Annotated in this window: 19 protein-coding genes; 10 read left to right on the forward strand and 9 right to left on the reverse strand. The window is 67.2% G+C overall.

The window, feature by feature from the left end; translation table 11 throughout:
• On the reverse strand, positions 1-567 hold a 567-nt coding region (locus tag V6R91_RS02660), incomplete at its 3' end, for a chaplin family protein (RefSeq protein ID WP_336394037.1).
• A 117-nt stretch (positions 568-684) separates the two neighbouring features.
• Positions 685-1,674 carry a hypothetical protein gene (locus V6R91_RS02665; RefSeq protein ID WP_336394038.1) on the reverse strand — a complete coding sequence of 330 codons (990 nt, stop codon included), beginning with the start codon at positions 1,672-1,674 and terminating at the stop codon, positions 685-687.
• Positions 1,675-2,262: 588 nt separating this feature from the next.
• Between V6R91_RS02665 and dnaB the strand changes: the two genes are divergently transcribed.
• Positions 2,263-3,636, forward strand: a complete 1,374-nt coding sequence (dnaB, locus tag V6R91_RS02670) for a replicative DNA helicase (RefSeq protein ID WP_336394039.1) — start codon at positions 2,263-2,265, stop codon at positions 3,634-3,636.
• A 62-nt stretch (positions 3,637-3,698) separates the two neighbouring features.
• On the opposite strand, the gene V6R91_RS02675 is transcribed toward dnaB, so the two are convergent.
• Both V6R91_RS02675 and V6R91_RS02680 read right to left on the reverse strand, forming a co-directional pair.
• Entirely contained in the window at positions 3,699-4,211 is a 513-nt protein-coding gene (locus tag V6R91_RS02675; RefSeq protein ID WP_336394040.1) for a putative immunity protein, read from the reverse strand.
• Positions 4,212-4,228: 17 nt separating this feature from the next.
• Positions 4,229-4,669: a DUF6194 family protein gene (locus V6R91_RS02680; RefSeq protein WP_336394041.1), complete on the reverse strand. Its 441-nt coding sequence runs from the start codon at positions 4,667-4,669 to the stop codon at positions 4,229-4,231.
• Positions 4,670-4,703: 34 nt separating this feature from the next.
• On the opposite strand from V6R91_RS02680, the gene V6R91_RS02685 reads away from it, so the two are divergent.
• From V6R91_RS02685 to V6R91_RS02695, 3 genes are all read left to right on the forward strand, one after another.
• On the forward strand, positions 4,704-5,465 hold the full coding sequence (locus tag V6R91_RS02685) for a MerR family transcriptional regulator (RefSeq protein WP_336394042.1): 762 nt from the start codon (positions 4,704-4,706) through the stop codon (positions 5,463-5,465).
• A 231-nt stretch (positions 5,466-5,696) separates the two neighbouring features.
• The gene (locus V6R91_RS02690; RefSeq protein ID WP_336394043.1) at positions 5,697-5,921 is read left to right on the forward strand and encodes a hypothetical protein; all 225 of its coding nucleotides are present in this window, start codon (positions 5,697-5,699) and stop codon (positions 5,919-5,921) included.
• Between the two features lie 120 nt (positions 5,922-6,041).
• Positions 6,042-6,458, forward strand: a complete 417-nt coding sequence (locus V6R91_RS02695; RefSeq protein WP_336394044.1) for a hypothetical protein — start codon at positions 6,042-6,044, stop codon at positions 6,456-6,458.
• A 189-nt stretch (positions 6,459-6,647) separates the two neighbouring features.
• Here the strand turns inward: V6R91_RS02695 and V6R91_RS02700 are convergent, their stop codons facing one another.
• Positions 6,648-7,259, reverse strand: a complete 612-nt coding sequence (locus V6R91_RS02700; protein WP_336394045.1) for a hypothetical protein — start codon at positions 7,257-7,259, stop codon at positions 6,648-6,650.
• A 301-nt stretch (positions 7,260-7,560) separates the two neighbouring features.
• Here V6R91_RS02700 and V6R91_RS02705 point away from each other — a divergent pair, with 301 nt between their 5' ends.
• Complete coding sequence (locus V6R91_RS02705) at positions 7,561-7,788, forward strand: hypothetical protein (protein WP_336394046.1); 228 nt, start codon at positions 7,561-7,563, stop codon at positions 7,786-7,788.
• A gap of 409 nt (positions 7,789-8,197) precedes the next feature.
• Here the strand turns inward: V6R91_RS02705 and V6R91_RS02710 are convergent, their stop codons facing one another.
• The 4 genes from V6R91_RS02710 to V6R91_RS02725 form a co-directional block, all read right to left on the reverse strand.
• On the reverse strand, positions 8,198-9,667 hold the full coding sequence (locus V6R91_RS02710) for an AlbA family DNA-binding domain-containing protein (RefSeq protein ID WP_336394047.1): 1,470 nt from the start codon (positions 9,665-9,667) through the stop codon (positions 8,198-8,200).
• A 224-nt stretch (positions 9,668-9,891) separates the two neighbouring features.
• Positions 9,892-11,148, reverse strand: coding sequence for a hypothetical protein (locus V6R91_RS02715; RefSeq protein WP_336394048.1), 1,257 nt, complete (start codon positions 11,146-11,148; stop codon positions 9,892-9,894).
• A 127-nt stretch (positions 11,149-11,275) separates the two neighbouring features.
• The gene (locus V6R91_RS02720; protein WP_336394049.1) at positions 11,276-13,084 is read right to left on the reverse strand and encodes a hypothetical protein; all 1,809 of its coding nucleotides are present in this window, start codon (positions 13,082-13,084) and stop codon (positions 11,276-11,278) included.
• A 646-nt stretch (positions 13,085-13,730) separates the two neighbouring features.
• Entirely contained in the window at positions 13,731-14,723 is a 993-nt protein-coding gene (locus V6R91_RS02725; protein ID WP_336394050.1) for a LacI family DNA-binding transcriptional regulator, read from the reverse strand.
• 104 nt (positions 14,724-14,827) lie between these two features.
• Between V6R91_RS02725 and V6R91_RS02730 the strand changes: the two genes are divergently transcribed.
• The 5 genes from V6R91_RS02730 (at position 14,828) to V6R91_RS02750 (ending at position 25,729) form a co-directional block, all read left to right on the forward strand.
• Positions 14,828-16,165, forward strand: coding sequence for an MFS transporter (locus V6R91_RS02730; protein ID WP_336394051.1), 1,338 nt, complete (start codon positions 14,828-14,830; stop codon positions 16,163-16,165).
• A 34-nt stretch (positions 16,166-16,199) separates the two neighbouring features.
• The gene (locus tag V6R91_RS02735) at positions 16,200-21,245 is read left to right on the forward strand and encodes a family 78 glycoside hydrolase catalytic domain (protein ID WP_336394052.1); all 5,046 of its coding nucleotides are present in this window, start codon (positions 16,200-16,202) and stop codon (positions 21,243-21,245) included.
• Between the two features lie 123 nt (positions 21,246-21,368).
• Entirely contained in the window at positions 21,369-22,148 is a 780-nt protein-coding gene (locus tag V6R91_RS02740; RefSeq protein WP_336394053.1) for an SDR family NAD(P)-dependent oxidoreductase, read from the forward strand.
• Positions 22,149-22,190: 42 nt separating this feature from the next.
• Positions 22,191-23,075 carry an alpha/beta fold hydrolase gene (locus V6R91_RS02745; RefSeq protein WP_336394054.1) on the forward strand — a complete coding sequence of 295 codons (885 nt, stop codon included), beginning with the start codon at positions 22,191-22,193 and terminating at the stop codon, positions 23,073-23,075.
• 17 nt (positions 23,076-23,092) lie between these two features.
• Positions 23,093-25,729, forward strand: coding sequence for a family 78 glycoside hydrolase catalytic domain (locus V6R91_RS02750; protein WP_336394055.1), 2,637 nt, complete (start codon positions 23,093-23,095; stop codon positions 25,727-25,729).
• Positions 25,730-26,001: the final 272 nt, after the last annotated feature.

Raw genomic sequence — 26,001 nt, forward strand, 5'->3', positions numbered from 1 at the left:
GGTGCCGCTCGAGCTGCTCGGCGCGGGCGACGCGGTGGTCGCTCCCTCGCTCGAGCTGTCGCCGACGACCGAGATCGCGTTGCCCGAGACCGTGACGGGCGCGGCGACCGAGACGACTCCCTGCGTCCCCGAGAGGATGCCGTCGTCGCCGGACGTCTCGGCCGCAGCAGGCTGAGCAGCCGGTGCGGGTGCGGTCGTGGCATCCGACGACTCACTGTCGCCGGCTACCGACACCGCATTGCCGGCGACGGTCACCGGCACGTTCACCGAGACGAGCGCCTGCGTGCCCGACGCGGCGCCGTCCTGGCCGCCTGTCGTCGCGTCCGCGGGTGCGGGATCCGACGTGGGAGCGGCGGCGGTGCTGCCGTCGCTGTGGGAGTCGCCGATGACCGACAGCGACGTGCCGCTGACGGTGACCGGGAGTGTGACGTCGATGACGGCCTGGCTGCCGGAGAGCAGCCCGTCGTCACCGGTGGTCTCGGCCGCGGTCGCGGCCGTGGCGCCGAGCAGCGTGATGCCGCCGGCGAGAAGCGTGCCCCACAGGGCGCGCTTGCAGAAAGTACGCATTGGTGTTCCCCTTTGTGATCGATCGGATGCAGCGCGCGAAGAGGTGCTGCTCAGCGCGGGAGGCGCGCTGAATCTCTGCCGCACTGCGCTCGTGAGAGCGAGGCGGCGGAGAGCCGATCAGTCGGGGGAGACGTCGGTGGAACCGGCGGGCGCCGGCGGTGCGTGATCGTCCTCGGGACCTGCTCGGCGCACCCAGGCACGGTGTGCGGCGAGTGGAACGAGGGCGATGAACGCCCAGGCGCCGGGACCCGCACCACCGGGTCCCGCGGAGGTGGAGGGCAGGCAGAGCCCGCCCGGAGAGCTGGAGGGCCCGCTCGCGCTGAGCGCGGCGGACGAGACGTACAGCGCTTCCGCCGCAACAGCGGAGGCGACGGATGCCGCAGCCCAGGCGGCATGCAAGGCCGCTGCGGCGGTGGCGGAGGCGCTCGCAAGGAGCGTGACGGCGCCGGCCGCGATGGTGGGCGTCTCGCTCGGCCAGGCGCCGTCGGCGGGGTCTGAGAGTCCCGGCAGACCCGGTAGACCCGGTGTGGCGGGGGTCGAGGGGAGTTCGCCGACGGGCGGCAGACCGACCGTCGTGCCCGTCTCGACGACCACGCCCACGAGGTCGTCGAGCGTCTCATCGACCGTGCCGCCGAGGTCGGTGACGGCGTCGTCGAGGCCGACGGCGGTGGCGACGTCGCCGACCATGGGCACGGCGGTGACGACGTCGACCACGGGCTCGGTGATGCCGCTGACGACGCCACCCGACACCGCGTCCGAGACCGGCTGAGCGACGGTCGTGACCGCCGAGCCGACGACGTGCACGACCTGGCTCACCGGCTCCTGCACGGGCTCCGGCGTCGAGGCGACGACCGTGTTGACGGCGGTCGTCGCGCCTGTCGTGACGGTCGAGACCGTCTGGGTCACCGTCGCCGCTGTCGTGTCGACGGCGGCCGTCACGGTTCCGAGTGCACCCCCGAGCAGTCCCCCGTCGTCGGTCTCATCCGCCTGCGCGTGTCCCAGCCCGAAGCCGAGGACCAGTGAGAGGACGATCCAGGCGAACGCGGACACGGTCCCGATGAGGGCCAGCCGCACGATCCTCGGCAGCTGCGAGGTTGCGATCTCCACGTTCACCTCCCACGACGAAAGAGCCGCACGTTCCGGACGGATCGTGCGTGAGGGTGCCTGGATTAGAGAGGCTAGCGCGCGAGTGATGCGCTGTCCAGAGGATTCTCGAGCGGGTTGCGACCTGCTCATTTTGAGTGTGAGGGCTGTTGCGAGCGGGCCGGAATTGTGCACAGGGTGCCGTCGGAGACTCAACCTTCAACCCTGACTTCAAGCACGTCTCTCTCCACAGGTTGTGAATGAAGCACATCCAGGTCACACGTGCTTTCCAAGCCGGATCTGAAGGAATGACGCGAGGTTGTCCACAGGGGTTCTACACAACTGCGACGGCGTTTCGCGCAGGCTTTCCACACAGTTATCCACAGGCGCTGTTGCGAGTGTCGGAGGGGATCCATAGCGTTGGGGGCGGCCCATTCGGGAACGCGTGTCGCACGGCTGGGGGCAGTGCGACAGCCGGCGCAGTGCGACGCGAAGGTGAGCGGAAGAGGGTGTTCCGCTGCGCGTTCGTGCGTTGTCGGCGCGCCCGCGCCCACAGCACCAGACGACGAACAACGATGACCGTGACCGAACGGCAGGGAGGACGCGCAGCGTATGTCGATCGCCGACATCTCCGAAGAGCGCATGGGGGGTCCCCGCGACTTCGAGCGCACTCCCCCGCACGATGTGCTGGCGGAGCAGAGCGCGCTCGGCGGAATGCTGCTGTCGAAGGACGCGGTCGCCGACGTCATCGAGACGTTGCGCGGCGCCGACTTCTACATCCCGAAGCACGAGCTGATCTTCGAGGCGATCCTCACCCTCTACTCGCACGGCGAGCCCACCGACGTGGTCGCCGTCACCGATGAGCTCATCAAGACGGGCGAGCTGCAGCGCGCGGGCGGCGCCGACTACCTCCACACCCTGACGTCGATCGTCCCGACGGCCGCGAATGCCGGGTACTACGCCTCGATCGTCTCTGAGCGCGCCCTGCTGCGCCGTCTGGTCGAGGCCGGCACCCGCATCGTGCAGATGGGGTACTCCGGCCAGGGTGAGGCGCTCGACCTCGTCAACAACGCACAGGCCGAGATCTACTCGGTCACGGGGGCCGAGCAGGCCGAGGACTACGTGCCGCTCACGATCGCGGTCGACGCCGCCGTCGAAGAGATCGAGGCCGCGCGCGGGCGCGACGGCCAGATGACCGGAATCCCGACCGGATTCTCGGGTCTCGACCAGCTGACCAACGGCCTGCACCCGGGGCAGATGATCATCATCGCGGCGCGACCGGCGATGGGTAAGTCGACGCTGGCGCTCGACTTCGCGCGGTCGGCGGCCGTCAAGCACGACATGCCCACGATCTTCTTCTCGCTCGAGATGGGGCGCAGCGAGATCGCGATGCGCCTGCTCAGCGCCGAGGGAGCGATCCCCCTGCAGTCCATGCGCAAGGGCACGCTCGACTCGCGCGACTGGACGACCGTGGCCGCGACGCGCGGCCGCATCAACGATGCCCCGCTGTACATCGACGACAGCCCCAACATGACGCTCGTCGAGATCCGCGCGAAGTGCCGCAGGCTCAAGCAGCGCGCGGGCCTGAAGCTCGTCGTCATCGACTACCTCCAGCTCATGACGTCGGGCAAGCGGGTCGAGTCGCGTCAGCAGGAGGTGTCGGAGTTCTCACGAGCGCTCAAGCTGCTCGCGAAGGAGCTCGGGGTCCCGGTCATCGCGCTCTCGCAGCTGAACCGTGGCGCCGAGCAGCGCGCCGACAAGAAGCCCGCGCTGTCCGACCTGCGCGAGTCGGGCTCGATCGAGCAGGACGCCGACATGGTCGTGCTCCTGCACCGCGAGGCCGCCTACGAGAAGGACTCGCCGCGCGCCGGCGAGGCCGACCTCATCGTCGCCAAGCACCGCAACGGCCCGACCGACACCATCACCGTCGCCTTCCAGGGCCATTTCTCGCGCTTCACCGACATGGCCCCGGGCGACTTCGGGTAGGTGAATCTCGCGCTAACGTCTCCAATTCTCAATGCAGACGTCCTGATCGGCGCGGGGCGGGACTACGTCAGGCCAGCTTGGATGGCGCGGATGTTCGCTGCGAGGACGCCTCGACTGAGGAGACCAGGCCCGAGCGGGCCACTCGTGTCCTGACCGAGCAGCGGAAGCTGTCGTAGTGCGGTCTTGGCTTCCGGGCTCAGGTGGTTGAGCTGCCAGCAGATCTCTGCTCGGACTGCGTCCATCAGATCGGGTTTCGACAAGCCCACAGCTTTCGCCGCGTACGCGGCGGCCCCGAGGGCATGCGCGCCCATGTGGGCAACGCCGGCGGCTTGCGCCGCTGCGCGCGCGGCCGCGATGGCCGGCGGGCTCGCGACCCCGTGCGCAGCGCGTCCCGCAACGAAGCGGCGACGGATCTCACCCGCGGCATCGAGCTCGCCGCGCGCGAATGCCCGCGTGCGAGCGATCGCATCGCGTGGCCGCGAGTCGTCGGGTGACTCCGACTCGAAGATCGCGAGGACTCGTTCGGCGCAGTCAGCCGCCCACGATGCCACGATCCGGCGATCAGCCTCGCTCAACGCCTGCGGCGATCCCGTCACGCGCTGCCAGCACGACGAGATGCGCGAGCTCGTGCTGCTTCATGCGCGTCGTGCAGCAGCGAGATCACGTGCTCCGACGTCGCGGACGCCGGATTCACCACCGACACCCATCCGGCCGCCCCGTACAGAGGGTGCGAGACGAACACGTCGGCGTCGGCGGGGCTCGCACCGTCATCCGCGATCTGCGCTGCGCGATCGCGCCCGACGTGGATGTTCACGCGGAACCGACCAGACTCGTCCAGTCTCGATTCCTCGTCATCGGGATAGTTCTTCGTCACGATCGTCCCGTACGGCTGCGTCCGCTCCGGCATCGCTCCATCCGGGGCGTAGTAGAAGAACGCGTCACCCCACGCCACCTCCGGCGAACCGCTCCCCTCTCCGGGGATGACCACGAGCGCACCCTCGAAGCCGCTGACGGCATCGACAATCTCCTTCATCTCCATCCTTCCATCGTCACGTTGAAGTGCTTATGTGGACCTTGGCGAGATGGGAGCAAGCATGCCAGCCACAAAGTCTCAAGAGACGACGTTCACGACGGCCGCGGTCGCTCGAATGGTCGGCTATTCCACACAGCAAGTTCGCGACCTCGAACGGCTCGGAGTGCTCCCCGCCGCCGAGCGCACCCCCAACGGATACCGCTGTTACCAGGCGCGCCACATCGTCGCGCTCCGCGCCTATCGCGCACTGGTCGCCGCGATCGGATCCGTGCCGGCGCGACAGATGATGCCCACGCTGGTGCACGGCACCCTCGAAGCCGCTGCAGAGAAGATCGATGACCTGCACGCCCTGCTGGCGCGCAGTCGTGAAGACGTCCGCGAAGCAAGCCGCGGTCTCCAGGCGGTACTCGCCGACACCACCCTCGTCTTCGACGACCGCGACTCCATGACGATCAGCGAGCTCGCGGACGCCCTCGGTGTTCGCTCGTCGGCGCTGCGCCACTGGGAGCATGAAGGACTCGTCAACCCGGATCGGATCGGTCAGTCGCAGACCCGTCGATACAACGCTCGAGCGATCACGGAGGCACGTATCGTCGCAGCGCTCCGAAGCGGCGGACACCGCATCCCACCGATATCGCGCGTACTCGCCCAGCTTCGCGAGCACGGACTGACGTCAGAGGCTCAGGCGCTTCTCGACGAGCGGCTGTCGGATCTCAGCCACCGCAGCGTCGCGCTGCTCGCCGCATCAGGACAACTCCACGCACTCCTCAGCGATCGGAAGCAGACTGCCGCGTGAAGGTGGCAGTCGGCACGGGGATGGCCGTCGCACAACCGGCCGAGGAGTCCCGTCTGACCAGACCGTGATGTCGCGGTTGGCGTGCCCCTGCGGGCATCTTCATCGGGCGGGGTAAACGGGCCTCACCGATTCGAGCGCCTGCGAGACTCCTTGAGGCCGGGACATGGCGCGGTTGGACCGACGAACGCGCTGTTCCACCTCGCCGACCGCTAGACGCTCGGGACTCCGGTGATGGATGCCGGCGAGATGACCGATCGTGATCGTTCCCTGTCTTGGCGGGTTGCAGCGGTGGTCGGCAGGACACTCGCGAAGGCGCTTGGCTTCTTCCTCTCGGTCGTCAAGTTCTTCTCGGTCGTCAAATTCTTCTCGGTCGTCAAACCGCCCGAGCAGATGAATGCCCAGACGATGCTTCCGCCAGAGGCCTTTCCGCCCCGCGCGGACGAATATCGGCCCTAGAGCAGACGAGGTCAAACGCCTCACGCGCTCGAGGACCCTCAACCGACACCAACGACCGGCATGAGAGCGGCCAAAGAGCTCGGCCGCTTCACTGTCGGGGATCGGCGCTAGCGTCGATTCGTGATCGAGATTGCCCGAACCCGCCGCACGTCTAGTGCCTCGGCATCGCTGTTCTTCGAGCGCTGGTGCGCGATCGAAACACACCCCGAGTGGGCGCCGAGCATGGAGTATTTCAAGCTGTCAGAGCCCTTCGGATTGGGCGCCCGCGGAGTCCTGAAAGCGGTCGGTGGTCAAGAGTCACCGTTCCGCGTCACGACAGTGGGGCCGGGCTTTGTCTATGCCGACACCACCGAACTCGATGGGGCGGAGTTGACCGTGCACCACGAGGCCGTCGAGGGGCTCGACGGTACTGAGGTCACACTGTCTGCATGGCTCGACGGGCCAGCCGAAGCGCAACTGGCAAGGGGAATGTCTGCCGAGGTTCAGCACAGCCTGGAGCACGACCTGGCCGCGCTCGCAGCGCTACTCGAGGGCTAGCATCAGTCGGCGAGCCAGGCGTTAGTGCCCGCGCACGTGGAGACACGATCGAACGAGCGCTGCTTGGTTCCTGAGCGCGCAGGAGACCGTCTCCGGTTGCCCGTTCGCGGACCGGCATACGAGCGCAACGGATGGAGTCGGCGACGAAGGGTGCCGCTATCGATGCCCCAGCAGGACATACCGTGCTGACTAATCTTGCGAACCGTTCGGAATCTGATCGCGCGCGCGAGAACCTGAATCGGCCCGCTTGGACTTTCGTGGGGTGGGCCACTCCGAGCCGTCTGTTTCGACAATCTTCGAGCGGCCGTCCTCGACCATCACTGTGAACTTCCCCGGAGACATCAGACGTTCCACCATCCGGTCGCGACGTCGACGGATGGCCTGGTCGAGAACGAATGCCAGCCCCAGCGCATATGCCAGGCCGTAGGCAATCAACAGGATCCACATAGGGAGCCCGAAAGTGGTGACCCCACCTCCTGCCAGTCTCGCGAGGCCCCACCCCATCACGACGAGTGCGAGGGCCAGCCCGATCAGAAGCCAGATGAACATCGACATGGCCCTGCCGCCGATCTGCATGAGAGACATCGCGGCCAGGCGGTAAGCATCGAGGGAGGCCGCGGCATGGAGAGCGTGTCGGGGCCGCTCTCCATCGCTAAACGCTGATGACAATTCGAGCGACTCGCGGACCGACCGACGGAGCCGGGCCGCACGCGAATGCTGAACCATAAGAGTCAGGCCACCGATGAGGCCACTGCTGCCGACGACGGCCGCAATCAGCGCGATCCACGGGATGTCGTCCATCGCCGGATGCTATCGCGCCCGGGAAGCGAAGCGCGTAGCGACCCTCAGCCGATCAGTCCTCAGCTCAGCGGCGGTCACGGGCCTCAACCCCTCCAGACCGGCGGGCCCGACCCTGCATGCGCCGACACCCCCGATCCATCCCGCCGCCCGTCCAGCGGGTTCCCGCGACGGTTACACCCGAGAATGCCGCTTTCGAGCGATGCACGTAAGGACCGCCTTGCGAACCGTCATCACCGCGTAGGGCAGGCTTCAGACGGGGCTTCGCAGGTGCGGTGTCGGAGTCGAGCTCTACGTTCATCTCATGGACCCCATCCTCGTTGGTTTCCTGACGACCAGCGCCACGCTGTTCGTTACTGTCGCGTTGTTCGCCATCGACTATGTCCGGTGTTGGGTCGGTGACAATCGACGACATCGAGAGGCGATTGTCGGAGGCGTGCTGGCAACCGTTGAACGAGCATCACGCAGTGCGGTGCGCGCGCCGCTGTCCGATCTCTCGAACCCAAGTCACGTCGAGTACGCGCTTCCCTGACTCGTCTGCTCGCGCTGTCGCCAAAGAAAGACGAAGCGATCGGCTACTGGGCGGCGCGACAGGTTCAACTTCAACGTGCGGCGCCGAACCGCAAGGAAGCAACGCAGATCGGCTTCCGCATCGCGGCGGAAGTTGTCAAGTGGTCTCGGGGTGAACGGGGTCGCGATTGGTTCATTCAAGAGAACGACCGGGACCCCTGGGTGAAGGAGTTCAGGCCGAAGCGACAGTTGAGGCTTCGGCGACAGCTGAGCGATGGGTGGGACTGGGCGCGCTTTCGGAGCAGTTCTGACCTTAGCGGCTCTCGCCGCACGAGCGGTCGTTCGCGCCGCCGACTGATTCGTCTGACAGGACGCTGTTTGCCGGCGTTCGATGACCTGGAGGGACTGCACACCGCGAACCCGCGGGCGACTTACCTTGTTGGAATTGCCACACCTGGCCCCTCAATGCACCAGCTTGACCCGCCGCTCTCCGCGGCCAACTGGTCTATTGCGGCCGCAGCCTGCGCCATTTCCGTCGTCGCCCCGTCGTCAAGTTTGGTGCCGGGTGAGAAAGTGACGGCCCACACGCTCCTAGATTCGGGGATAGCGAGGCGATATACCCCAATCGGTAGGCGCACCGACAAGAGGCGCCGATTGAGACTCATCGTGCCGTGTAGCACCTCCGCGACGTGGTCCGCAGCGACGTCCGGGAGGTGCAGCAGCCCGACTTCGGGTTGGACGTTGCCGACCAGCCGGCGCGCGCTCAGGGGGTTCTGGAGATCTGCCGACAGATCAGGGGTCGACTTCATGTTGTTGAGCCAGTCAATGCCGAATGTGGGCGGAAGACCGTTGCGTCGCCAAATGACAGCGGCGACGAGGTCCGATGCGGCGTCCAACTCGAGTCGACGGTCCTCCCCAGCGCGGCGCAGGCTCCGGTACGCGGCCGACTCCGCGAGATTGTCCGGGTACGCGGCGAAGGGCGCCGCCTCGCCCAGGTGGTCGCTTACGAGTTCATCAATCAGGGCGACCCGCTCGGTCCCTACGATTGACGCGAATGTATGAACTGTGTGCAACCGCATCATCCGCGATCTCATGACCGTCCACCAGACGCTCTCGGCCGTCTCCGTCGTCGTGTTGTCGGCGGCGAAGGTCGCTTGGCCCAGCGTCTCCGCGATGGCCTCAATCGCTTCGTCGACCTTGGCCTCCACACCGTCAAGGGATTGCTGCAGGTGTTGCAGGAAGGACTCATTCGCATCCGGACTCGCGAGCGCGTGGTCCATCACAAGTGCAGATCCGTCGGAGAAACGCTCATACCTGAGGTCATCAATCGAGCTCCTCAATGCGGCTAGCGCTCGCTGCAGCGGGTCACTTTCCTCGAACTCGTCGATCCACGCGGCGAGTCGCTGGTTCTTGAAGATCTGGAGGGCCTCGTCCTGAGTGAGAGACCGCACGCCGCCAACCCCTCTTATGTGCCAGCGATCATCGACCACGTGTGGGGCAGACGTAGGGCGGACCTCCACCACAAGGATTGGTATCGTCGCGACGTTCTCCTGGTAGATCGAGAGGTTCGGTTGCGGTCGTACCTTTGCATGCACGATCTGCTCAATTTGCAGTTGAAGCGCGTCGAGGTCAGCAGGCCCGCCATCTTCCGAGCTCAAGCCCACGATGGATCCTGTGGTCGCTCCGGTGCCCTGGCTGTCCTCCTCCGCCACGCCGAAGATGATGGTGTGGACCCGAACGGCTGGCTGGAACGCGATGAAGTTGGCACCAGCCGCCACCTGCTTCGCCACTGCGCCTGGCACCACGATGCTCTTGAATTCGATATGGGGCTGCTCCCCTGCCTCGAGCAACTCGAGTGTCGATTCACGAACTGAGTCGTACCGGCGGCTTTCGGGAGGCATGACGCCTATCCTGTCGTCTTGTCGGTTGCCTCACCGCGATTATCCCCGTGGGTTGTCTAGACCATCGCAATAGCGCGGCCCGGACGACTGGATCGAAATGCTCGACCCCGACGAAGGAAGCGCGCGCTCAGCGACGAAGGCGACAGACTTTGGTCTGTCCGCCGTTCCCCAAGGGGTGATCCAGGGCGCCGAACCCTGCAGGCATTAACCTGCAGCGGGCGCCGCTACAGGAAGTCGGGCGACGCCGTGACGCGCACGGAACGCACTACCTGCATCAGTGAGCTCAGTGCCTCGAACACCCCGAAGGTCTCGCTGAGGAACTCCAGATAGGTGATGCCGCCCGGGTCCTTGTCGCTCACCACACGGCCCGACCTCAGATCGTGCCGCGCCGTGGCATGACCGATCGTGTTGCGACGCTGGTTGTTCAGGAGCTCAGGCAGCGAGTCCCAGCCGGGCACCTGCGCGGCATATGCGATCTTGTACGCATTCGGCAACTTGTCGAACTGGGCGAGTGTCCCCGCCTGCTTGTTGGAGGGCACCGCCGACGGGTGATCGCCGAACATGTTCGGATCAGCCCCCTTCACGGTGTTCTGCGCCGCAACCAGTATCCACAGGCACTTGCATGCCATCTCGAACCCCTGCTGATAGAGGTCACGGACCAGGGTGAACTCATCCCGGAACAGCACGAGCTTCTGCAGCTCTTCGGCCGCATCCCCTTCCGCGAACCGGGGAAGGCGCCCCATCGCCCACGACTCGTAGTTGTCGATGAAATGCTCGATGACTCCGAACATGTCCCGCTCGAGCTCGCCGGCGATCGCGTCCCGCGACCGAATCAACTGCAGATGAGCGTCCTTCGTGATCGCGGCTAGGTGCTTGCGGCCGTACCGCTGAATCAGCTTCTCGCCGCGATCGCCTGAGCTTCCGACGATCCCCACGGTGACGTTCCCGAGAGCCTGGTAGGCGATGGTGGCGCGCTCGTGTGCGGTCTTGCCGATCGAGTCGAGATCGAACCTCGACTTCGCGGTCCGCTCGAACAGATCCCACCGCGCCTGCAGGTAGTAGTTGAACAGCATGCGCGCGGGCGGCCAGAACTCCGTGACGACGTGGTGGGCGCGGCCACCGTCCTCGCCGAACGCTTGGAATCCTTCGAACCCGAGCAAATGGACCATCGTCATGGTGGGGAAGGTGCCGATGGCTGTTTCCGACGTCATCTTCATCGAGTCGGCGTCGTAGCGCGACGGGACGAACGGGTCCACCGTAACGACCAGCGGGTCAGTGGGCAGGTCGGATTCGTCGACGATTTCGCCGTCGATGACGACCTTGTGCTCGGTTGGTTCCTGCCCACTCATGCGACCGCGGATCGGCAGCTGGCAGTTCGGGCAAGGGAAGTAGAAGCGGGTGATGTCGGTTGGCTGGACTCCGATGCGTGCGACGAACGCTTCGTCGCAACCGGGGCAGCGAAGGCTGTAGCGAGAGATCACGCAGCCACCCTAGCGAAGGCCTGCGCTGCACCCGCCGCTCAGCGGTAGCGGCCAGTGTCCGACGCTCTCTGCCTGCCCGTACGGCGGCGCTCGGGATCCAGATAACACTCAGTGCCCTGCGGCACATTCATGCGACGTCCGTAAGTCCGTCAGACGGCTCAGCGAGCTTCCAGATCGGCCAGTCCTTCATCGTCGTGACGTCGTTCTCCGGCAGCTGCGCGAGGAGGTCGGCGACCTCGTCCGCGTCGCCGATCAGGATCGCGCACGCCACCTCGAGCGTATCGACGGTGCCGCCGTTGTTGACGGTGATCTGGCGCTTGAGCCGGCGGATGTCCCTCACAACGTCGGCCGCCAGCGGGCCCTGACGGGCGAGGATCTGCCAGCGGTTGAGGAGATTGGTGGGCGTCTCGCCTTCCTGAGCGATCAGCCATTCGTTGAGAGCCTCCGCGCCGCGAAGCAGATCCAGGCTGCGCACTGGCGAACTGTCGGCGGCCCTCGTGAGTTCGAGCACACGCTGGTTGGCGAGGGGGCGGGTCGTTTCGAAGTCCGCGATCTCCTCGTATGCGTTGACGATGCGGTCCAGTCGCATGTTGAGCACCGTCGTGAGGTATTCCGGCTCTACCGTGTCGTAGGCGGTGATAGGAATGGTCCGGCCGCCGCTCTCTTCGTCGGCCGACCAGCGGAACTGATGTCCGGTCTCGGGGGCGAACGGGTCCACCAGCCGCCAGTGACGATCATCGGCGCCCGGCGTCACCAGGAACATCAGATCCCACGCCCCCACTCGCTGAGTCGCCCGGGCGATTTCGCTGGAGGTGTCGACGATCTCCTCACCCTGCACGAATGCGCGGTAAAGGAAGTGAAGCTGCTTCGCCTGCGCGTCGTCGATGTCGTTGGGGTCGATGAGATCGATGTCGACGCCCAGGCGTTCGAGGAGTTCGACGAGCTGTTCGAGCGTGCGCAAGTGTGCACGCATATCGGTGGTGTCGTCGCCGCGCTTGACCTCGAACGGCATCCGGCGGCCGTCGAACTCGATCGCCCGGGTGTCCAACAACGCGGCGAAGAACTGCAGCGACTTCAGCCGGCCACGGAGCGTCGACTCCAACGTGACATTCACGTTCGTCGTGCCGTCGGGTCCGGTGCCGTGGACCACGAACCGCAGACCCTCGGACAACTCGACCGAGTACGACGTCGCGTCGAGACGCTGCGTGACGACGGAGTCGTATCTGACGTCTCCACTCCCCACCGACATCGCGACGCGGCGTGGAAGGTACTCCGGCGGCACCAGCTCGAGCATCCCGTCGAAGGGTACGGACATTCCATCGACGGTGTTGAGGACGAGGGCGAAGTCGTTCTGCACCGGCTTCAACGTGACCGGTTCAGTGAGGTCCAAGTCCACAGCTGGGAACACGGTGATGCTCTCGACCCGTTCGAACAGCGCTGGGTCAAACCCCGTGGAAACGTTCTGCTGCCTAGTCTTCAGCGCGACCTCGATGAGCCGGTGGATCTCGTTCGGGTCGTTCGGGAACTTTCGCACCGGGACCGAGATCGTCGCCTGATCGTCCGACGTGTCGCGGAACAGTTGGGCGATGGCGAACGGGGAGAGCAGCGCGTACATCGTCGCGGCTGCCTTTCCGGTCTTCGAGTTCACCCAGACGACGAAGTACAGTACGCCCGAATTTTGTTGATAGGCGAGCAGGTCGGTGCGGGAGATCGGGAACGTCTCGGGCGGGCGGCGCTTCGGGGCGAGAGAGCGCCCCTTCACCTGCACATCCACTCGGCCCGCCCAGTTCACCTTTGTCTTTTTCGGTTTGTGGTAGAGGTCGATGTGCCCGTCGGTGAACGGCGTCTTGTCGTTGGAGGTCACCGTCGGATGCAGGCGTGGGCAACGGCCGATCACGACGGTGACCCGGCTGACCGCCAGTCCCTCGATGTCCATGGGGATCATTCTGCACTGGGCTGAAGACGGCGTGGGTAGGCCGCTCGCGGGCAGAGTCACAATCTGGCCAGATGCGCGTGCGCTGACGGCTCAAGCCGATCAGAGGAACTCCGCCCGTGAGCGTTCTCGGCTGTGCCCGGCGGAGGCTCGTTATCGTGCTCGCCCCGGACGGTCTGGCCGCTTTGTCTGTCCATGACCATCTCGAAACGGCGGCCGGAGTCGTCCCGGCGCGTTCATCATCCCTAATCGTGCCGGTGCCCGTATACGGATGGCGACCGAACGCTCCGATGGCCGCCCGCGTCCGGCCGCTGCCGGGGAATGCTTGTTTGGGGTGCTCCGCTGCGGACGGACCTACTTCTTCCCGCCGAAGAGCCCGCCGAGAAGTCCGCCGATGTCAATGCCGCCCGCGGAGGATTCCCCGCCGGAGCCACCGCCGCTGAGCAATCCACCGATGATGTCCCCATGCCGCCTCCGCCCGCGGAGGTACCGGAGCCGGCCGGGCCTGCCGCGCCACTCTGCTTGTTGGCGATCAGACCGAGGACAAAGGGCGCCAGGATTGGCAGGAGCTTCCCGAACTCGACGCCAGGCCGTCTGAGGCTTCGCGGATCGACGCGGGCTAATGGGCGCGCCTTATGCGCCGTCTCGTTCAGGTCGTTTCGCGCACCACGAGGTGAGCGTCGGTCTCGGGACCGGCGAGCGGAGGAGCGGATCCGGTGGCTGCGCTGAGTGCCAGCTGGGCGAGGAATCGGCCGAGACCTGCATTGTCGACTCGCACGGTTGAAAGTGCGGGGACGAGGAGTCTGGCGAGGGGTGTGTCATCGTGTCCGACGATCGCCAGCCGTTCAGGTACCGCGATGTCGGACCGTAGCGCGGCGCCCAGCAGCATGGCCGCGATGTCGTCGTTGTAGGCGACTACGCCGTCGACGCTGCGGTCCATCCAGCCGCGCAGCTGGTCCGCGGCGGTGTCCTCGCTGATCGTGGCCTCGGCGACGAACCCCGAGCCCGTGTGTGCCTGCAGTGTCTGTCGTGCGAGGTCGCGTCGCTGTGCGACGAGATCCGCGATCCGCGGATCGCCCGACCCTGCGAAGGCGAGCCGTCGACGCCCTCGTGCAATGAGGTGCTCCACCTGCAGCCGTGGCCCGTCCACGAAGCCCAGCTCCCCGTCAGCACCTTCCTCGCCTGCGGCGACCGGCGGCATGATGTGTTGCACACCGCTTGCGCGGATCTCGGTGAGCTGTTCCCGGGTGAACGGCGCCATACCCATGATGACGTCAGGGCGGAGCGTTTCCCACAGCGGTCGCGCCTGCCCGCCGGGATGCGGGGTCATCGTGACGAGCGAGTAACCGGCTTCATCCAGCGCGAGCGAGGCCTCGTCGAGGTGCGTCCGCATGCTGTGGTCGAGTGGCCAATCCGGCAACACCAGCAGGACGATCCGGCTCCGGCCGCTCGCCAGAGCCTGCGCCGCACTGTTCGCGCGATAACCCAGCCGCTTCGCCTCCGCCAGAACGCGGTCCCGCGTCGCCGCCGGAATGGTCTGACCGGGGGTGTCGTTGAGCACGAATCCTACGGTCGCCCGTGACAGGCCCAGAGATCGGGCGACATCGGCCGCGGTGACTCGCTTGGCCTGTGCTCCGGGCATCTGATCTCCTCGTGCGACTTGCGCGTGCTAGTGGAGATACCGTAGCATCCTGAATCAGCAACTAGCACGCGCTAGCAACTCATCCTGACAATGGAGTCTTTGAAATGACCCCGAGCAACGAAGAACCGCTCATCACCCCTCTTCCTGCGACCATCCCCGCGCCGACGGCCAATGCCGTGGAGCTGGACGAGGCGGCCCACCCGGCTCCCGAGCTGCCGAAGGTGGGCGCTCGCTACATCTGGTTCATGGTGCTGGCGCAGTTCGGCGTCTTCATGGCCTTCATCACGCCGCTGGCGATCTCGCTCACCATCCGCGTCAACACGCTGGCCCCCGGCCACCCCGAGTACCTGGGGTACATCACCGGCGCCGGCGCGCTGTTCGTGATGCTCACCTCGCCGTTCATGGGCATCTGGAGCGACCGCACCCGCACCCGGATCGGGCGCCGCCGGCCCTTCATGGTGGGTGGGATGCTCGTGGGCGTGCTCTCGCTGATCGTGATGGCACTTGCGCCGAATGTCTTCATCGTGGGGTTGGGCTGGGTCCTCGCGCAGTGGGGTTGGGGCACCACGCTCAGCAACCTGCAGATCTCCACCGCCGACCGGCTGCCCGAGTCGCAGCGCGGCAAGGTCGCCGGCCTGACCAGCTTCGCGACGCAGATCGCCCCCGTCTTCGGCGTGATCCTCGCCCAGTTCTTCACCGGCGACCCGCTCCTGCTGTTCCTGGTCCCGGGTGCGGTGGGTGTGCTCTTTGTCCTGCTGTTCGTGATGCTCGTCCACGAGGACGACAGCCGGGCGCTGCCGAAGGATCCGATCACGGTCGTTCAGCTGCTGTCGAAGTACATCTACAACCCGCGCAAGCACCCCGACTTCTCGTGGAACTGGCTCGGCCGCTTCCTCTTCTACACCGGCATCACCTTGAACACGACCTACACGGCGTTCTTCTTCGCCGACCGCCTCGGCATCAGCGTCGAATCCATCGCGGGCATCATCGCCTCGCTCAGCCTGGGCGGCATCCTCGCGGTGACCCTCGGTGCCATCGGCGGAGGCTTCCTCTCCGACCGTCTGAAGCGGCGACGGCTGTTCGTGCTGCTGGGCGGGGTAATCATGGCGGCCGGGATGCTGCTGCAGGCGTTCGCCACCGACATCACCTTCCTCATCGCCGGGTCGCTGATCACCTCCGTCGGACTCGGCCTGTTCGCAGCCGTCGACCAGGCGCTGCTGCTCGATGTGCTGCCCGAGCGCGAGACCGACGCCGGCCGCTTCATGGGCATCACCGGCTTCGCGACCTCCATCCCGCAGTCGATCGCTCCGCTGGCGGCATCCGGAATCCTCCTGATCGGGGTGACCGGAGACGAGCGCAACTACACGCTGCTGTTCATCGTCGCCGCCGTCGCGGTGGTCCTCGCAGGCGCCGTCGTGCTCCGCATCCGCTCCGTCCGCTGACCCGATCGCTCCCTAGCAGAAAGCTTCGTTGCAGATGTCTCTCACCGTCGCACCCGTCCGATTCGAGCACCACCGTGATGCTTTCGGCATCGGCGACGCCCGTCCCCGGCTGTCGTGGATCACGACGGATGCCCCGGACGGCTGGTCGCAGGCCGCCTATGAGGTGCAGCAGCGCGGCGGTGAGAGCATCCGCGTCGACAGCGGCGAGTCCGTGCTCGTGCCGTGGCCGTTCGGCACGCTGAGCTCACGTGAGCGCCAGGAGATCCGCGTCCGCGTGCACGGCGACGACGGGTCCGTCAGCGGATGGAGCGACTGGGCGGTTGTCGAGGCGGGGCTGCTGGAAGCATCCGACTGGTCCGCGCAGTTGGTGGGTCCGGCTGATCACGACATCGCCTCACCCCTGGTGCGCGGGTCCTTCACCGCGCAGGGCGGCGAGGTGGTCCGGGCGCGGGTCTACGCGACTGGCCACGGGCTGTTCCAGCTCGAGATCAACGGGCAGCGGGTTGGTGATGACGAGCTGGCTCCCGGTTGGACTGCATATGAGTCGCGGATGCGGTACACCACCTACGACGTCACGGAACTGGTGCGCGCCGGCCGCAATGTGATTGGCGCCTGGCTGGGCGACGGGTGGTGGCGCGGTTACCTCGGCTGGGGTGAGAAGAAGGCGCTCTACGGCACCGATCTCGGGGTGCTCGTTCAGCTGGAGATCGACTTCGCGGATGGCAGCCGGCAGACCGTCGCCTCCGACTCGGAGTGGCTGGCCGGGACCGGCCCGATCCGGTCTGCCGACCTCTACAACGGGGAGGACTACGACGCCCGGGCATTCGACCCGGCATGGTCGACGACGGATGCCTCGGCCCTGGGCTGGGCGCCAGTGGCGGTGCGCGACCTCGGCGACGTGGAGCTGGTCGCACCGGACGGCTCGCCCGTGCGGGTCGTGGAGACCCGCGCGGTGCAGGATGTGCTCACCTCCCCATCGGGCGCCACCATCCTCGACTTCGGACAGAATCTCGTCGGCCGGCTGCGGATCACCGTCTCCGGCGAGTCTGGCACGACGATCACGCTCCGCCATGCAGAGGTCCTCGAGCACGGCGAACTCTCCCTCGAACCGCTGCGCGGTGCGAAGGCGACCGACACCTACACGCTCGCCGGAGCGGGCGAGGAGAGGTGGGCGCCGCGATTCACCTTCCACGGGTTCCGGTACGCCGAGATCACCGGCTGGCCCGGCGAGTTCGACCCCGCCGCGGTCACGGCAGAGGTGATCCACTCCGACATGCACCGGACCGGCTGGTTCGAAACCGACAACCCGCTGGTCGACCGGCTGCACGAGAACGTGGTCTGGGGGATGAAGGGCAACTTCGTCGACATCCCTACCGATTGCCCGCAGCGCGACGAGCGGCTCGGCTGGACCGGCGACCTCCAGGTCTTCGCCCCCACCGCAACGTATCTGTACGACTCCGCCGGATTCCTGGTCTCGTGGCTGAAGGACTTGGCCGTCGAGCAGCAGAAGTACGGCGGCACCCCGATGGTGGTCCCCGCGATCGTCACCGGCTACACCGGCCCCACCGCCGGCTGGGCGGACGCCGCCACCGTGGTGCCGTGGACCATCTACCAGGCGTACGGCGACCTCGGCGTGCTCGAGACCCAGTTCGACAGCATGGTCGCCTGGGTCGACGAGGTGACGGCGGCCGCCGGCGCGGACCGGGTCTGGAGTGCCGGGTTCCAGTTCGGTGACTGGCTCGACCCGACCGCGCCTGCTAACCGCCCCGAGCAGGCGCAGACCTACCCGGAGATCGTGGCCACCGCCTACTTCGCGCGCTCGGCCCGCATCGTGGCGGACGCCGCCGCGTTGCTCGGCCGCGCGGCAGAAGCCCAGAGGTACGGAGCGCTCGCCGACGAGGTGAAGCGGGCGTTCGTCCGCGAGTACGTCTCGGGCTCCGGACGCCTGCTCTCCGACTCGGCCACCGCGTACGCCCTCGCGATCACCTTCGACCTGCTCGACGACGCCGATCAGCGGCAGCGCGCCGCCGACCGGCTGGCGGAGATCGTCGCGGGCAACGGCTACAAGATCGCCACCGGGTTCATCGGCACGCCGATCATCACCGACGCCCTCAGCGCCACGGGCCACGCCGAGGTCGCCTATCGACTGATGCTGCAGACGGAGGCCCCGTCCTGGCTGTACACGGTCGAACAGGGTGCGACCACCATCTGGGAGCGGTGGGACTCGCTGCTGCCGGACGGCACCGTCAACCCGAGCGGCATGACCTCGTTCAACCACTACGCCTTCGGCGCCGTCGCGGACTGGATGCACCGTGTGGTGGCGGGTCTTGCGGCCGCGGCGCCCGGATACCGGCGCATCCGCGTGGCCCCACAGCCGCCGCGGCGCGGGCTGACGTCCGCCTCCGCCCGGCTCGAGACCCCCTACGGCACCGCGGCCGCGGGGTGGGCGCTGGCCGACGGTCATGTGCGGGTCTTCGCGACCGTGCCGGTCGGCAGCACGGCCGACGTCGTGCTTCCTTCCGGCCGGACCCTCGAGGTCTCCGCGGGGATGTACGAATGGACGGAGCCGTTCGAAGTCGGCCCGGAGGGTGTCCGCCAATTCACGGTGGACTCGCGGATGGCCGACATCGCGGACCACAAGCCGGCACTCGAGGTGCTGACCGGCGTGATCGCCAAATGGGTGCCCGGCGCGGCCGAGCACATGTCCGGCGGACTGCGCGGCCAGGACGAGGTCACACCGCGACAGATCACCGGCATGCTCCCCGACCCGGCCGGAGTGCTCGCCGACCTCGAACGCGGCTTCGCCGCCCTCAACGCCGGAGAGGAGATTCCTGCCGACATCTACACGGTGGCAGAGCCGACCGCGAACGACGCGGACCTGCAGGAGAAGGCCGCGCTGCTGTCCGGCCGCGATTTCTGGTCGACCCGGGACAGGGCGGGCGTGGCCTCGATGGTGATGGTCGACGGTCCGCACGGGGTGCGACGTCAGGACGGCACCGCCGACAACCTCGGCTTCAACGACTCGCTGCCCTCCACCTGCTTCCCGCCGGGGGTCGCGATGGGCTCCACCTGGGATCCCGCCCTCATCCGCGAGGTGGGCGTCGCGCTCGGGGAGGAGGCGCGCGCGCTGAACGTCAACATGATCCTGGGACCGGCGATCAACATCAAGCGGTCCCCGCTGGGCGGTCGCACCTTCGAGTACTTCTCCGAAGACCCGCTGCTGACCGGCGTCCTCGCCACCGAGTACGTCCACGGCGTGCAGTCCACTGGTGTGGGAACGTCGGTGAAGCACTTCGCCGTCAACAACCAGGAGACCGACCGCATGCGCGTGAGCGCCGAGGTCGACCCGCGAGCACTCCGTGAGATCTACCTGCCCGCGTTCGAGCGGGTCGTCAAGGACGCGTCGCCCACCTCGGTGATGAGCGCCTACAACGCGATCAACGGAGTGTTCGCTTCGGAGAACCGCTGGCTGCTCACCGAGCTGCTCCGCGACGAGTGGGGGTTCGACGGACTCGTCGTGTCCGACTGGGGCGCGATCAAGGACCGGGTGGAGGCGCTGCAGGCGGGCCTCGACCTCGAGATGCCGGGCACGGGTGACGAGGGCACCGACGCCATCCTCCAGGCCGTCCGCGACGGCCGCCTGGACCGTGCCGCCGTCGAGCAGGCCGCCGCGCGAGTCGCGGCACTGGTCGACCGCACCCTTCTGCCCGAGGAACCCTCCGCATTCGACGAGGACGCGCACCATGCGCTGGCCCGCCGGGCGGCGGCAGCCGGAGTGGTGCTCTTGCGAAACAAGAATCAGGCACTGCCGCTGCAGGCTGGCCAGAAGGTCGCCGTGCTCGGCGCCCTCGCCGCGGCGCCGCAGTACCAGGGTGGCGGCAGCTCGCACGTCAACCCGACCCGACTGGACATCCCGCTCGACGAGCTGCGCGCCGCCCTGGGCGACGAGAACGTCTCGTACGCCCCCGGATACGCCGACGAGGGCGACCCGGTGGAGCTGCTCACGGACGCCGTTGCTGCGGCCGCGGCGGCAGACGTCGCCGTGGTGTTCGTCGGCCTCTACGAGAAGGACCAGTCCGAGGGGTTCGACCGCACCAGCATCGACCTCCCCGCCGAGCACGTCGCTCTCATCGAAGCAGTCGCCGGCCGCGCCGGGCGCACCGTCGTCGTCCTCTCCAATGGCGGCGTCGTCACGCTGGAGCCGTGGCACGACTCCGTCGACGCGATCGTTGAAGGGTGGGCGCTCGGACAGGCCGTCGGCGGCGCGCTCGCCGACATCCTCACCGGCGCGGTGAACCCCTCCGGGCGGCTCGCCGAGTCCATCCCGCACCGCCTGCAGGATACCCCCTCGTTCCTCAACTTCCCGGGTGAGAACGAGGTCGTACGGTACGGCGAAGGGGTCTTCGTGGGGTACCGGTACTACACCACCGCCGAGCAGCCGGTGCGATACCCGTTCGGTCACGGACTGTCCTACACCACCTTCGCCCACGAACAGCTTGAGGTGGTCGCTACCGGACCCGACAGCGCGCTCGTCCGGGTCACCGTCCGCAACACGGGCGCCGTCGCGGGGGCCGATGTCGTCCAGGTATATGTCTCTCCTGCTGACTCACCCGTGCATCGCCCGGTCCGCGAGCTCGCCGCGTTCCAGAAGGTGCTGCTCGAGCCCGGCGAAGCTCGCACCCTGGAGCTGAGCTTGGAGCGGCGTGCTTTCGCCTACTGGGACACTGTGAAGGACCGCTGGCGCGTCCAGCCGGGGACGTACGGCGTCGAGCTCGGCCGATCCTCCGCCCACATCACCGCCTCCGCACCACTCGACCTGGAAGGCGACACCGATCGACCGGAGCCGCTGAGCCTGGGCTCCACCGTCGGAGAGTGGTTCGGCCACCCCACCGTCGGGCCGGCCCTGATGCAGGCGATGATGGCGAACGCGTCTCCGGAGCAGCTGGCCGCGGCCGAGGACAACGGCAACATGCTGAAGATGGTCGAGTCCATGCCGATGGGACAGTTCGCCCGATTCCCCGGCGTCGAGATCTCCGACGACGCGCTCAACGAACTTGTCGCCCTCAGCCTCACCCGCTAAGCGCGCCGCCACCCGCGCGCATTGTCCCCGGCTCCCTCCGGAGGTGTCCCATGCGCGGGAGCAGCGACCTTGCAGCCCAGGCCGCGCCCCTTCGGGTGCCGCTGCCGATCGAAAGAAGCAGAGATGAAAAGACTGAACGACCGGGTTGCCCTCGTCACCGGCGCCGCCTCCGGCATCGGCCGCGGCACGGCCCTGCGGCTCCTCGCAGAAGGTGCCGACGTCTACGCCGCCGATATCAACCACGACTCCCTCACCGCGCTGACGGGATCCGTCACGGATGATCACACCCGCGCGCGACTGCGCATCCGGCCCATCGACATCAGTGACGAGGCATCCGTCGCCGCAGGCGTCGCGGCGGTCGTGGAAGAGGCCGGCCGGCTGGACGCGCTCGTGAACGCTGCGGGAATCCTCACCGCTGGACACACCCACGAAACCAGCCTCGACACCTGGAACCGGATCCTTCAGGTCAACCTCACCGGCACCTTCCTGATGGTGCGGGAAGCTCTTCCTGCACTGTTGCGCTCCGCACATGGCGGCCGGGTGATCAACTTCAGCTCCACGTCCGCGTTCTACGCCCACCCCTACATGGCTGCGTACTCCGCCAGCAAGGGTGCGATCGCCTCCTTCACACACAGCATCGCGTTGGAGTACGCCAAGCAGGGGCTGCGCGCGGTCAACATCGTCCCTGGGGGCATCGAGAGCGGCATCACCGCCAGCACCCCGGGACTCCTTCCCGCCGACGCGGACTGGACACTGCTGTCCAAATTGTCCTCCGCACTCAAACCGGCGGGAGAGTTCGGCAAACCGGCCGACGTCGCGGCCATCATCGCTACCCTCGTCTCCGACGACGGCGCCTTCATCACCGGCACCGAGATTCGGGTCGACGGCGGCGCCCACATGTGACGGCGTCAAGCCGCTCCACCGACACACAGAACCAGGTATCTCATGTCGATTCGCGCACTGGCGATGGATGCCATCGTCAAGCGCCTCATCGCGCGATCCGGCAACGCGGACGTCTCCGCAGAGATCGCCCGTCGCTACGCCCAGGGACCGCCCGCCCCCGCCGCGGTACCGCCCTCGGTTCAGAAGCGCTTCCACGTCAGCGAAGAGCGAGTTGCCGGTTCGCCGGTCGTCACCCTCCGTCGCCGTGACGCGTCGCGCGGACGCGCCGTCATCTTTCTCGCCGGAGGCGGGTACGCGCATCCCATCTCGTCGGCGCACTGGCAAGCCGTCGCCCAGTATGCAACCGATGCCGAGATCGACGCCGTCGTTCCGCTTTACGAGGTCGCTCCCTTCGGTGACGCGTCGCGCGCCCACAGGTTCGTCGCCCGGGTCCTCGAAGATCAGATCGCGCAGCGCGGCGCGGGCGAGCTGTACCTCGCCGGCGATTCCGCCGGCGGAGGCCTGGCGCTGAGCGTTCTGCAGCGGCACCCGGAGGGCATCCGCGCCGCCATCCTCCTGAGTCCGTGGCTGGACGTCGAACTCGAACACCCCGCAGCGGACGTGCTCGAAAGATGGGACGCCATTCTCGATCCTGTCGAGCTGCGGCAGTGGGGTTCGGCATGGGCAGCCGACCTGCCGACGTCCGACCCGGCGGTCAGCCCGATCCACGGCCGACTGGTGGGGCTGCCGCCGGTGCACCTGGTCTCCGGAGGTCGCGATCTCCTGCTGCCGCAGGCGCTTGACGCCTACGGCAGGCTGCGAAAGGCCGGTAACGCCGGCAGCCTCACCTACTCTCCCGACGCCAATCACGCCGTGGGCCTCAGCGGCTCGGCTACGCCGGAAGCAAAGCGCGTGCGCGACGAAGTCGTCCGTGTCCTGCGATCCTGATCAGGAAGAAGCTCACCATGTCGACACTTGAGAGAACGTCACCGGCCGCCCATCTCGCCGGGGCGACTTGGATCACCACGCCGGAGCCCGCGCCGCCGGCCGGGCAGCGCCCCGCGCACGAGTTCCGACGGAGCTTCACCGTGACCGGCGCCGCGAGAAGGGCGACCTTGACAGTCACCGCGCACGGCGTCTACGAGGCATTCCTCAACGGAGAACGCGTCGGCGACCTTGAGCTCACGCCCGGGATCACCAGCTACCGCAAGACGCTCCAGGTGCAGCAGTACGACGTGACCGCGTCGACCGTCGAAGGCGACAACGAGCTGCTCATCGTCCTCAGCGACGGCTGGTTCCGCGGCCGCGTCGGCGCGCACCGGGTGCCCGACAGCTTCGGCACCCAGACCGCCTTCGTCGCCGCGCTTTCCATCGAGACGACAGAAGGCAGCCCGGAGGTCGTTACTGACGGTACGTGGGAGACGGGCATTGGGGCGATCATCCAGGCTGACCTGATGGACGGACAGACCAGCGATCTGCGCCGCCTCGGCGCTACCAAGTGGCGACGCGTTGTGACCGCTGATGATCCGCTGACACTCGATGAGGACCGGTTGGTGTGGTCGGTGGCCCCACCGGTGCGCAAAGCCGAATCCTTCACTCCCATCTCGATCGAGCGTCTGCCGTCTGGCCGGCAGATCGTCGACTTCGGACAGATCCTCAACGGCTGGGTCCGGCTCTCCCTGCTCGGCCCTTCGGGCACCACCGTCCACCTCACGCATGGGGAAGCGCTCGACCACGACGGTGACCTCACCCTTCGACACCTCGATATCACCGTCGCGCCCGGCCTGCCCAAGCTTCCGGTCGGACAGCGGGACACCGTCATCTCCCGCGGAGAACAGACCGACGTCTTCGAGCCCCGGCACACCAGCCACGGCTTCCGCTACGTCGCCGTCGACGGACTCGACGAGGACCTGACTGCGGATGACATCACCGCGTACCAAGTGCGAACCGACCTCCGCCACACCGGCACGTTCGCCTGCAGCGACCCTCGGCTCAACGAACTGCACCGCATCGCCGTCGCCAGCTGGCGAGCGAATACGCTCGACATCCCGACCGACTGCCCGCAGCGGGAACGATGGGGCTACACCGGCGACTTCCAGATCTTCGCCCGCAGCGCCGCGTTCCTCGACGACATCGCCGGGTTCGCCCGCAAATGGCTGACCTCGCTGGCGGACGACCAGCACGCAGACGGCAAGATCACCAATGTCGCACCCGACTGCGGCATCGAACCCGTCCCCGTCATCCCCATCTCCTTCGACGGCTCCGCCGGCTGGGGTGACGCCGCGACGATCGTCCCGTCGGAGCTGTACCGCGCCTACGGAGACCCGAGCATTCTCACCGAGACCGCACCCATGATGCGTCGCTGGGTGGACTACGCCGCCAGAACCGCAGCCGGCGACCGCCACCCCAGCCGCATCGCCAACCGGCCGGACCCTGCACCGCATGAGCGATACCTCTGGGACACCGGATGGCACTGGGGCGAATGGCTGGAACCAGACGTCCCCTTCAACCCCCAAGGCGACCCCGCCATCGTCGCCACCGCGTACTTAGCCCGCTCCGCACAGCTCACCGGTGACGCCGCCCAGGGGATCGGCGACCACGAGGCGGCCGAACACTACGCCGCGCTCGCGCAGAACGTCGCCGACGCGTGGCGGGCCGAATTCCTCAACACCGACGGGACCCTCACCGTTCCCACCCAGGCGAACTATGCCCGCGGCCTCGCCTTCGATCTCATCCCCACCGACCTTACGGCGGCCGCAGCGAATCACCTCGTGCGGCTGATTGAAGAGAACGGCACGCACCTCGCAACTGGATTCCTCTCCACCGGGATGCTGCTCCCTGTCCTCGCAGACCACGGCTATGCCGACGTGGCCTACAACCTGCTGTTCCGGACCGACGAACCTGGGTGGCTCGTCATGCTCGAACGCGGCGCGACAACCGTCTGGGAGTCGTGGTCGGGCATCGACGCGGACGGGAATCCGCACGAGTCGCTCAACCACTACTCCAAAGGTGCCGTCATCACCTTCCTGCACGAGTACGTCGCCGGCATCACCCCAGCCGAACCCGGCTACACCAAGCTCAATATCCGCCCCCACCTCGACCAGCGCCTGACATGGGCAGAAGCCACACTCGACACCAGACACGGCACCATCAGCAGCCGCTGGACGCGCGACGGACAGAACGCCACCCTCACCGTCAGCATCCCGGACGGCATCACCGGGACAGTGCATCTCCCCAACGGTGAGTCGCACGAAATCATCGCGAACAGCAGCACCTGGAGCTTCAGCGTGCCGGTGCGACGCGCGCGCAGGCCGCACGCCGATGTGCGCGCCTTAAACCGTCCGACGACTCTCGCGTCCTTGGAGGAACCGGAGGAACACCTTCACTGGGGTCGGATCGACCCGGACGTCACGACCCTCGGCGAACTCCTGGACGACCCGGCGTCACGCGAGGTGTTTGACCAGGTCGCGCCCGATGTCGCTGATAGCCCGATGATCGCGATGGCGAGACCGATTCCATTGAACACGTTCCTGGCGGTCGCGGCCGAATCCATCCCATCAGAGGACATCCGAAAGCTCCGCGTGCGGCTCTCCGAACTGTGACCGCCTCCACGTCTCATCGCCGCGAGCATGGCCGACTTCGACTGAGGTCGACCATATCTGATTGAGGCACCGCGGAGATCGCAGGTCTCGGCTTCCAGGCTTCAGCTGGCTCCCGGGCACGGCTTTGCCCCCTTACCGTGCGTCCTGCGAACCGGATGGTCGGGGCTTCCAGAGCCGCATATGCCGACCACTGCTGGGTCGGCAGGGTTCAATGCGCGACGGCGGTCCCGCTTTCGTTCGCTGTACGCTGACGGATCGCAATCGAACGCCAT

The organism is Microbacterium sp. CCNWLW41 (assembly GCF_037083505.1).

Excerpts from the sequence above, each read along its gene's own strand:
- V6R91_RS02725 (WP_336394050.1), bottom strand. The coding sequence starts at position 14,723 with ATGCCCGGAGCACAGGCCAAGCGAGTCACCGCGGCCGATGTCGCCCGA.
- V6R91_RS02730 (WP_336394051.1), top strand. The coding sequence starts at position 14,828 with ATGACCCCGAGCAACGAAGAACCGCTCATCACCCCTCTTCCTGCGACC.
- V6R91_RS02705 (WP_336394046.1), top strand. The coding sequence starts at position 7,561 with ATGGACCCCATCCTCGTTGGTTTCCTGACGACCAGCGCCACGCTGTTC.
- V6R91_RS02700 (WP_336394045.1), bottom strand. The coding sequence starts at position 7,259 with ATGGACGACATCCCGTGGATCGCGCTGATTGCGGCCGTCGTCGGCAGC.
- V6R91_RS02680 (WP_336394041.1), bottom strand. The coding sequence starts at position 4,669 with ATGAAGGAGATTGTCGATGCCGTCAGCGGCTTCGAGGGTGCGCTCGTG.
- V6R91_RS02720 (WP_336394049.1), bottom strand. The coding sequence starts at position 13,084 with ATGGACATCGAGGGACTGGCGGTCAGCCGGGTCACCGTCGTGATCGGC.
- V6R91_RS02735 (WP_336394052.1), top strand. The coding sequence starts at position 16,200 with ATGTCTCTCACCGTCGCACCCGTCCGATTCGAGCACCACCGTGATGCT.
- V6R91_RS02690 (WP_336394043.1), top strand. The coding sequence starts at position 5,697 with ATGGATGCCGGCGAGATGACCGATCGTGATCGTTCCCTGTCTTGGCGG.
- V6R91_RS02710 (WP_336394047.1), bottom strand. The coding sequence starts at position 9,667 with ATGCCTCCCGAAAGCCGCCGGTACGACTCAGTTCGTGAATCGACACTC.
- V6R91_RS02745 (WP_336394054.1), top strand. The coding sequence starts at position 22,191 with ATGTCGATTCGCGCACTGGCGATGGATGCCATCGTCAAGCGCCTCATC.
- dnaB (WP_336394039.1), top strand. The coding sequence starts at position 2,263 with ATGTCGATCGCCGACATCTCCGAAGAGCGCATGGGGGGTCCCCGCGAC.
- V6R91_RS02740 (WP_336394053.1), top strand. The coding sequence starts at position 21,369 with ATGAAAAGACTGAACGACCGGGTTGCCCTCGTCACCGGCGCCGCCTCC.
- V6R91_RS02750 (WP_336394055.1), top strand. The coding sequence starts at position 23,093 with ATGTCGACACTTGAGAGAACGTCACCGGCCGCCCATCTCGCCGGGGCG.